1 protein-coding gene is annotated in these 255 nt (G+C 64.7%); it reads right to left on the bottom strand.

What is annotated here, in order from left to right; all coding sequences use genetic code 11:
* Nucleotides 1-253: electron transfer flavoprotein subunit beta/FixA family protein (locus GL263_RS28005; protein WP_438948018.1), on the bottom strand; the 253-nt coding region annotated here is incomplete at its 3' end.
* Nucleotides 254-255 lie beyond the last annotated feature (2 nt).

Here is a 255-nt window from a genome sequence, read left to right as displayed (position 1 = left end):
GCAGATCATCGTCCTCCACATGCACGGCCTTGTCCGCACCCATCGACAACGCCTTCCGCAACGCGTCCCGCGCGTCCTCCGGACCCACCGTCACCACGGTGACCTCCGCGTCGTCCGAACCCTCCGCAATCTGCAACGCCTGCTCAACCGCGTACTCGTCCAACTCCGACAACAGACCGTCCACCGACTCACGATCCGTGGTCAGGTCCTCCGTGAACTGCCGCTCGCCAGTAGCGTCGGGCACGTACTTCACAC

Origin of the sequence: Streptomyces durbertensis, assembly GCF_014156695.1 — a bacterium.
GTDB classification, from domain to species: Bacteria; Actinomycetota; Actinomycetes; order Streptomycetales; family Streptomycetaceae; genus Streptomyces; species Streptomyces durbertensis.
This window is presented reverse-complemented; position numbering and strand designations above follow the sequence as displayed.